This window comes from Metabacillus fastidiosus NBRC 101226, from assembly GCF_001591625.1.
GTDB classification, from domain to species: domain Bacteria; phylum Bacillota; class Bacilli; order Bacillales; family Bacillaceae; genus Metabacillus; species Metabacillus fastidiosus.
In genome coordinates, this window is sequence record NZ_BCVG01000032.1 from 24,099 (window position 1) to 33,455 (window position 9,357).

Genomic DNA, 9,357 nt, shown 5'->3' on the forward strand with positions numbered 1-9,357 from the left:
TAAGTATTGTAGATTTTACGATTTACTTAGAAGCTTAATCCCACAGCGACATTTTTAAACTTTTTCAAACGACGAATCATTATCTTCAGCCTTTCTCTTATAAGTAAAAAAAGCTTAACTCAATAAATTCTGATAGTCAAATTGTGAAAGTATTCATTTAAACTAACAGGTGCTTTTGTTGAAGAAGGGGCAAAAAATGATCAAGCTTTTTTATAAAATCGCTATACCAATTAGTAAGTAAAGAAAACATTTTGATCAATATTTTTTCAAAATGGAGTGTTTATCGTTTGTTATCAAGTAAGGATACACATTACTTTTTTTAATCAAACTTTATTTTAAAGCAACACTGATTATAAGGAAATCATTAGTCCATTATTAATCCACTGCTAATTCAATTAGGAGCGGTTTTCCCCTTTCCATCTCAATTTTTTTAGGAGAGATGTCTCGGTTAGACTGTTAATATTAACTTATGGTGAATCATTCCAAAGGAGGAATAACATTTTGAAAATGAAAGGTTTGTTTTGTCGTAACATAAGAATAATCGAGTTAATGCAGGGGGATAGATAAAGAAAAGGAACATATATAAGGTTTAACCCCGTATAATATGAGGTATATCTATATAGATATGGATGTATTCAGAACAGGAATTTAAATTTGCATTAACTAGACATTCATATTTATATCATTTATTATAAAATAGCTTAAAATTATATTCAATATTTATTCTAGATAGTTCCTTTTTTGTAAAAAATACGGTATCATTTCCCTTATAGTTCTCCTTTTAATTAGGAATTTCGACATTATCACTATGCCTAATTTCAAGGGTTATTTTTGTTTGAGCAGAAGGTGTTAAATTATAATTGATGAACGAATATATAGGGAAACTAAAATTAATGTAACAGTGGGTGAATTCATGAATAATTTAACAATCTCTTTTATTATTCCATCCTATAATGAAGTAGATAATATAGCAAATATACATATGGCAATAAAAGAAGAGATGAGGCTTTTGCATTATAATTATGAACTTCTTTTTATTGATGATGGAAGTACTGACGGGTCGGTAGAGACATTACAAAGGCTTGCCTTTTGCTTTCCAGAAATAAAATATCTTTCATTTACGAGAAATTTTGGCAAGGAAGCTGCCATTTTAGCAGGATTAGAACATGCAGCAGGGGAAGCTGTCATTATGATGGATGCAGACCTTCAGCATCCTCCTTCCATGATTCATGAGTTAATCAAAGGATTTGAAGAAGGATATGATCAAGTAGTTGCTAAGAGAAATCGCAAAGGAGATTCACGTCTGCGGACATTTATTTCCTCTACTTATTACAAATGTGTCAATAAAGCAATAGATGTTAATTTATCTGATGGTGAGGGAGATTTCAGATTATTAAGCAGAAAAGCTGTTGATGCACTTCTAACGCTTAGCGAAGGGCATCGTTTTTCAAAAGGCTTGTACTCATGGATCGGTCTAGAGCAGAAAACGGTTAGTTATGAAAATGTTGCAAGAGAAAATGGAGAAACGAAATGGTCTTTTTCAAAATTATTGAATTACGGAATAGATGGAATTATTTCATTTAATAATAAACCGCTTCGACTTTGTTTTTATATGGGAGCTTTTATTTTAGTTGCATCCTTATTATATATTTTCATTACTTTCTTCCAAGTTTTAAAAAATGGTATTACAGTTCCAGGCTACTTTACAACTATATCTGCGGTTCTCTTTTTAGGGGGAATTCAGCTCGTATGCTTAGGAGTTATCGGAGAATATATCGGCCGTATTTATTTAGAAATAAAGAAGCGTCCACATTATTTAATTAAACAAACAAATATTAAAGAGAGAGAAAAACATGAAGTTTATTAATAGCGAATTTAGCAGGTTTGTCATAGTTGGAGGGCTTAATACAATGAATTACTATGTAATTTATTTAATATGCCTTCATATATTAAATCTTCACTATTTTGTATCACATGCCATTGGTTTTGTTATTAGCTTAGTTGGTTCTTTTTTCTTAAATTCCTATTTTACATATAAGGTGAAGCCAACCTTTGCTAAGTTTTTAAAATTTCCTTTAACACAGGTTGCTAATACGATTATGTCAGCTGCATTAATTTTTGTTTTCGTTGAACTTCTTAATGTAAACAGCAGCCTTGCACCAATTTTAACAGTGTTTTTTACAATTCCAATTACTTTTATTATGACAGGGAGAATTTTAAAGCCATCATGACGCAAGTAAAGAAAAACTTACTCGATTTAAAAGCAAATTTCATAATGGAACGATGGGAGAATAAAACGAGGTTATATAAGATGTTTCTCCTCTTTTTATTGAGTTTTATTATAGCTTTTTGCAGTCATTTGTTCTTTTTAACGGAGTGGCTGGAAGGCCGATATATGACCGGAATAGGGGACGGCCTGTCGCAAATGGTCCCTTTTAAACAACTGCTTTATGACGAATATTCAAAGGGGAACTTTTTTTATTCAGATAAATTTGGGATAGGAGGAGGGACTTATTCTCAATTAAGTTATTATTTTTCCACTTCCTTCTTCTTTATTGCCACAGCTATTATCACCTTTCTTCTAGAGGTGACTAAACTTATTAATAAACCGGATATTTTTTACTGGGCCGATGCTCTTCTTGCCGTTAGTATAATTAGAATGACGTTAATAATTTTTGTTACAACTTTATATTTCCGCTATATGAATTTCAAAAATATTCCGGCTCTTTTAGGAGCGTCACTTTACGGAACGAGTGTCATTTATTTTAGACATGTTACATACTGGGAATTTTTTGCGGATGCAATGTTATGGCTTCCTTTATTGCTGTTCGGTATTGAGAAAATAATAAGAGAAAAAAAGATAGGGTTATTCACGCTGGCAGTTGTGTTTAGCCTGTTTAATAATTTTTATTTTTCTTATATTAATTTTGTATTAGCTTTTATCTATATTGTTTTCCGCTCGTTCATTTCATTACACGATGAGGAAACAAGTAAAATCGAGCAGATAAAGCTTTATTTTTTTAGCGGCATAATCGGTTTTGGAATGAGTGCAGTATCCTTTGTTCCAGCGGTATATGGTTTTTTAAACAACTATCGTCCACCATATGAAGCAACTATTCTGCTCTATGATTTCCATGATAATTTGCTATTGAACGGGAAGATTGTCATTCTGCCTGCTTTTGCTGTCCTATGTCTCTTTCTGTTTTCATTTTATAAAAATCGCCTATTCCGCCTTTTTGCAAGTTTAACAATTCTTTTAATCGTATTGCATTACAGTCCGATGGTGGCGAGTGCTTTTAATGGCTTTTCAGCCCCTCAATTTCGTTGGGAATACTTTCTTTCCTTAACAGCAGGTGGGGTTGCTGCGGCAGGATTACAACTGCTGTATAAAGTAAAGATCTGGCAGGCTGTCATGTCTGTTTTCGCAACACTTATATTGTATTTTCTTTTTTATCATTTTGATGAAAAACTTTTCATCACATCTTTAAAAGAAGGATTTTCAGCAGTTGCAGCAGTTATTACAATCATTCTCTTTATTATTTACAGCTTTCGAAAAAATAAGCAGTTATTATGGATTCCGTCTATCGTATTAATTATCCTAAATATATATATTGCGAATTCTTATGAAGAGATCAAGCTTTCATATGGCGGGAAAGTTCAGCAGTCTTCAACGGATTTTATGCTTAGTGATGAATACAATGGAGAAGAACAAAGAGAATTAATTAAAAAGATTCAAAAGGAGGAAAATGATCCATTTGTAAGAATTGACTGGATGACTCCTTTTAGATATAACACACCAATTGTTCAAGAATTTAAAGGGCTTAGTGTATATTCAAGTATTTTGAATGAGCATTTACTCAAATTCTATTTATATGATTTGAAAATCAATATGGGATGGGAAAGTGTAAGCAGATACGGAACTCTTGGAGATAGAGCTAATCTTTATAGTATTTTAAATGGAAAGTATTATATTGCAGAGAAAAATAAGAAAAACATTCCGTATGGTTTTGAAGAATTTGCTTCGACTGAGAATTATACAGCCTACAAAAATAACAATATACTGCCTTTTGTCAGAACAACAAATATTGCTTTCAATGAAGAAAATTTAAAGGATACTATGCCTTTAGTGAAAGAACATGCGATGTTGGAAGGTATTATTTTAAAAGAAAACAGTGGTATAAAGTATGCTATGCCAAGAAAAGAAAAAGCAATTAAAAACGTAAAATTCGAGGAGAAAGGCTCTTCTTATCATAATAATATACTTGACGTTTCAGCGAAGAAAGGCGGTCTTGATTTAGTCATCGAGAATCCAGATGAAAATATAAAGGATTATTATGTGTCATTTTATTTAAAAAGCCTCCATCCAGATCGTAAATTTTATTTAAGCGTCAATGACTTTGAGACATTGAGGAAATCAAATGCTTCCATTTATAAAACGAATGTTAATGACTTGGTGATTAGAGTGCCGAAAGCAGAAAAGATCTCTATAAGGGTACCTAAAGGAAAGTATAAATTAGTTAACTTAGAAGTTTATAAAGAGAACTATCAATTGCTTGAAGGACTTAAAAATGAAGTACATAACGACCCTCAAGCAGCCGTAACATGGAAGAATAATAAAATTAAAATTAATTATGATAATGCAAATGCTGAAAAATATATGACATTGCCAATTCCATTCGAAAAAGGCTGGAGCCTTTCAGTCAATGGTCATAAACAGGAGATACTGCAGGCTAATTATGCTTTTACAGGCTTTAAACTGCAAGAAGGATTAAATGAAATTGAATTGATATATTATCCGCCTTACTTTTTTATTAGTTTGTTTATAAGCTGTATTTCTTTCCTGCTCTTTATTTTTTATAGGAAAAGAGAATATAAGAGAGCTGGTATGTTTAAAAGAAATGTTTCAGACATGTAAAGAAAACTTAAGAACATAAATAATTAACCGATATTAATAAAAGATAATTATTTTTAGTGATTGATAGATTCCAATCTAATTGCTCACTGTTATTATGAAGGCACCATTTTTTATTCAATTGGTTTTCATACCAATTTAAGAAGAAAAAGGTGCCTTTCTATTTAGAAAAATATTTATAAGGAGATCATGCGTGTGAATTCTATTGGAAAGAAATTATATCTTAGTTTTACAGTCACGTTCATTATTATTTGTATTATAAGTTGGAATGGTATTAGCAAGATGGACACTCTCAATGATAAAACAACTGAAATTACCTCTGATATGGTGCCATCTATTGAAAGTTTAGCAAATATTAATTATTTTACGGAACATATTATTACGATGACATATCAGCATGTTTTTTCTGCTGATGATACAACGATGATTGAAGCAGAAAAAGAGTTAGCTGATACAAAAAAGCAATTAGATGCTGATTTGGAGAAATTTGAAAGTTTACTGTCTTCAGAAAATGAAAAGAATATTTTCCAAGCATTTATAAATGAATGGGAAAGGTTTGAAAGTATTCAGAAGGAAGTTGTGATTGCAAGTGCAAACAATGATGATGAAAAAGCAGGAGAATTATTAACAGAAGCAGCTGTGGAATTTAAAACATCACAAAGTCATTTAGAGAAATTGCTTGATATTAACCATGATGATGCGAAAGCTCTTGATAATGATGCTATCGAATCTTATCAAAATGGAAAAATGCAAACCTTTATTCTTCTTGCAATTGCTTTGTTATTAAATATAAGCGTTGCTTTATACATGAATAAAATTATAACGAACCCGGTCAAGTTTATTTCAAAACTGCTAAATAAAATTGCTAACGGTGATTTAAAGGTGGAAAAAGTAAGGGTAAAAACAAAGGATGAGATAGCGGTACTAGGAAATGCCGTTAACCAAATGGCAGGCTCGCTGCAAGGATTAATAGGTGAAATAAAAAATACGTCTGAACATGTTGTATCAGCTTCTGAGGAATTAACAGCGAGTGCAAGTGAAACGAGCAGAGCAACGGAGCAGATTACTTCTACTATTCAAGAAGTTGCGACGGGAACGGAAAATCAGGTGAAAAGTGTAGATGACTGTGCTGCCTCGATTGAAAGATTATCCAATGGCATCGAGCAAGTTGCATCTAGTGCACATAATGTGAATATAACAATGGATGCAACATTGGAAAAATCAGACAATGGAAATAAAGCAGTACAAAATGCAATTAACCAAATGGATTCAGTAAATAAAAGTGTGGATGAATTAAGTGTTGTTATAAAAGGATTAGGTGCAAGATCACAAGAAATTGGAAATATCCTTGATGTTATTACAGATATTTCTGCACAAACGAATTTATTAGCATTAAATGCTGCAATCGAAGCGGCAAGAGCTGGTGAACAAGGGCGTGGTTTTGCTGTTGTTGCTGATGAGGTAAGGAAATTAGCAGAGCAATCAGCAAACTCGGCTCAACAGATTTCTGAAATGATTTCTGTTATTCAGGAAGAGACGAAATTTGCAGTACAATCTATGACATCGACAGTTCAAGAAGTAAGTGAAGGGATTGCAACCGTTAATATTGCTAATGAATCCTTTGAAGAAATACAGCAGGCAATAAAAGGAGTTTCTCAGCAAATTCTTGATGTGACAACTTCATCTGAACAAATGTCTGTAAGTATAGAAGAAATAAATAAAGTCATGAATCTTATTATTGAAATGACGGGATTAACTGCAACAGGAACACAAAATATAACATCAGCAACAGAAGAACAGCTTTCTTCTATGGAGGAAATCACTGCTTCTGCGATATCATTATCACAAATGTCAGAAAAACTGCAGGAGTATACTTTAAGATTTAAAGTGTAACAATTTATTTTTGAGGAAAAGATGTATTATTAGTATATGAATTGATATCAGTTTGGGCCTAGCAGAAAAATCTGTTAGGTCTTTTTATATTTAAAATTTTTTGATTTTTATTGACTCTAACGCTGCGTTATACTTTATATTCATGATGAAAGGGAGGTCAGAAATGCTGAGAGTAAAAGAAGTTGCTGATCTAGTCGGAATTAGTGTGCGCACACTGCATCATTATGATGAAATTGAATTATTAATTCCAGATGAGACGACTGAAGCAGGTTATCGGCTTTATTCGGATGATAATTTAGAAACTTTACAGCAAATTTTATTTTTTAGAGAACTTGGCTTTCCTTTAAAGGAAATAAAACAGATTATTAATAATCCGTCATTTGATAAGAAGGAAGCATTGGAGCTCCATCGCAGTATGCTGCTTGAAAAGAGGTCCCGGCTTGATCAGATGATCGTAACAGTTGAGAAAACGATTCAGCATATGGAAGGGGGGATTCAAATGTCTAATAAGGAAAAATTTGAAGGATTTGACTTTAGTCATAATCCATATGAGCAGGAAGCACGTGAACGTTTTGGCGATCAAGCCGTTAATGAAGCAAATGCGAAAGTGCAAAGAATGTCTAACGAGGAGCAAAGAGCCTTTTCAGAGCAGTTTGATGCTATTTATAAAAAGCTTGCGGTCATTCGCCATATTGCACCTGAATCAGATGAGGCACAAGCCGGGATTAGAGACTGGTATAACTTTTTAAATAATATTGGTAATTATTCACTTGATGCATTTAAAGGTTTAGGTGAAATGTATGTCAATGACAAGCGCTTTACCAACAATATTGATCAGTATGGTGAGGGGCTGGCACAATTTATGTGTAAGGCAATGGGCGTGTTTGCAGATGAAAATAAAAAATAAATTTACCACTTGGAAAAAATTAATAAAAGTTGTAAAATAATTATATTATTAAACGAAAGGGTGACCGTAGGACGATGCAAAACTAATCCTATTTTAAAAAGTACATCGTAAATAATTGCGAAGTCATTTTGAATGGGATTAGTCTATATTTTTTTAAGAAAAAGATCATCGTAAAGCTTATAGTACCATTAGGTGTACTATGTCTTTTTCTACGGTTTTAGACGACCTCCTATCCAATAATGACGGATAGGAGGTCTTTTTATGCTGTTTTTAATGTAGATGGAGAAACGTACATTAGCTAAATATAGAAAAGAGGAATATTATGTCTCAATTATTAAAAAATCGTTTCGTTCAAGCCATTTTCCTTTCAGCATTGTTTCTTCAAGTAGGAATTTGGGTGCGAAACTTTGCAGTTCTTTTGTTTGTTATGGAAAAAACGAACGGAAATCCAGTTGCTATTTCATTAATATCAGTAGCTGAATTTGCACCAATATTTATTTTTTCCTTTATAGGAGGTACGTTTGCTGACCGCTGGCGCCCGAAAAGGACGATGATATGGTGTGATATTTTAAGTGCAGTTTCGGTCTTTGCGGTCTTAGTTACCCTTGTTTTCGGTTCATGGGAAATTGTCTTTTTTGTTACTCTAATTTCAGCAATTTTATCGCAATTTTCTCAGCCTTCCGGATTGAAGCTGTTTAAAATGCATTTAAGTGAAGATTTAATTCAATCAGCAATGTCTATTTACCAAACGATATTCGCTATCTTTATGGTTTTAGGGCCAGTTCTTGGCACCTTTATTTTCCAACGTTTTGGTATAGATGTGTCGATTGCGATAACTGGGGCAGCCTTCTTACTTTCGGCTGTTATGCTTCTGTTCATTCCTGCTGATAAAGGGATGGATGAGGAAGAGAGGGATACATCTGTATTAGAGGAAATGAAAGATGGCATCCGTTATGTTATTTCAAAAAAAGAATTAAGATTATTAGGATTATGCTTTATGGCAGCAGGACTGGCGATAGGTCTTACTCATCCGCTTTCTATCTTTCTTGTAACAGAGCGGTTAGGCTTGGCAAAAGAGAATCTGCAATGGTTATTAATGGCGAATGGAATTGGAATGATTGTAGGTGGAGCGATTTCAGCAATATTTTCTAAGAAAATTCCACCTCAAAAGCTTTTAATTGCTGGTCTGTTGGCTAACGCAATAGGAATGAGCATTATTGGCTTCTCAACTAACTTTTTTATTACCCTTGCAACAGAATGTTTTATCGGCTTTTTCTTTCCTGCTATTCAAATAGGGATCAATACAATGATTTTACAAAATACAAAGGCCGAGTTTATCGGAAGAGTGAACGGTACTTTAAGTCCGCTTTTTGTCGGTGCAATGGTTTTGACAATGAGTATTGCAGGTGTGTTAAAAGAGGCATTTTCGATTATCACTATTTTTGAAATAGCTGCTGCTTTATTTGTCATAGGCTTCCTCGTTATTTTGCCAATTTATAATATGAAGATACAAAAGGAAGTAGAAGAAGTACAATCAAAGGAATTAGTTTAAAAGAGAGGGTTTCCCCAAAGGATAAAAAGCAACCCTTTGGGGAAACCCTGCTAAAAGGCCCTGTGATGAAATCCAGTAAAATCAAGGATTTGG

General features: G+C 33.0%; 6 protein-coding genes. All 6 read left to right on the forward strand.

What is annotated here, in order from left to right; all coding sequences use genetic code 11:
• Positions 1 to 913 precede the first annotated feature (913 nt).
• Entirely contained in the window at positions 914 to 1,867 is a 954-nt protein-coding gene (locus BFA01S_RS10085) for a glycosyltransferase family 2 protein (protein WP_066229341.1), read from the forward strand.
• The gene (locus tag BFA01S_RS10090; protein ID WP_066229344.1) at positions 1,854 to 2,231 is read left to right on the forward strand and encodes a GtrA family protein; all 378 of its coding nucleotides are present in this window, start codon (positions 1,854 to 1,856) and stop codon (positions 2,229 to 2,231) included. Before BFA01S_RS10085 ends, BFA01S_RS10090 begins: the two co-directional genes overlap by 14 nt.
• A complete protein-coding gene (locus BFA01S_RS10095) occupies positions 2,228 to 4,915 on the forward strand; it encodes a YfhO family protein (protein ID WP_235843007.1) in 2,688 nt (895 codons plus the stop codon). Before BFA01S_RS10090 ends, BFA01S_RS10095 begins: the two co-directional genes overlap by 4 nt.
• A 192-nt stretch (positions 4,916 to 5,107) precedes the next feature.
• Entirely contained in the window at positions 5,108 to 6,805 is a 1,698-nt protein-coding gene (locus tag BFA01S_RS10100; RefSeq protein WP_066229347.1) for a methyl-accepting chemotaxis protein, read from the forward strand.
• A gap of 163 nt (positions 6,806 to 6,968) precedes the next feature.
• Complete coding sequence (locus BFA01S_RS10105; RefSeq protein WP_082799948.1) at positions 6,969 to 7,712, forward strand: MerR family transcriptional regulator; 744 nt, start codon at positions 6,969 to 6,971, stop codon at positions 7,710 to 7,712.
• Positions 7,713 to 8,034: 322 nt separating this feature from the next.
• Positions 8,035 to 9,264 carry an MFS transporter gene (locus BFA01S_RS10110; protein WP_066229350.1) on the forward strand — a complete coding sequence of 410 codons (1,230 nt, stop codon included), beginning with the start codon at positions 8,035 to 8,037 and terminating at the stop codon, positions 9,262 to 9,264.
• Positions 9,265 to 9,357 lie beyond the last annotated feature (93 nt).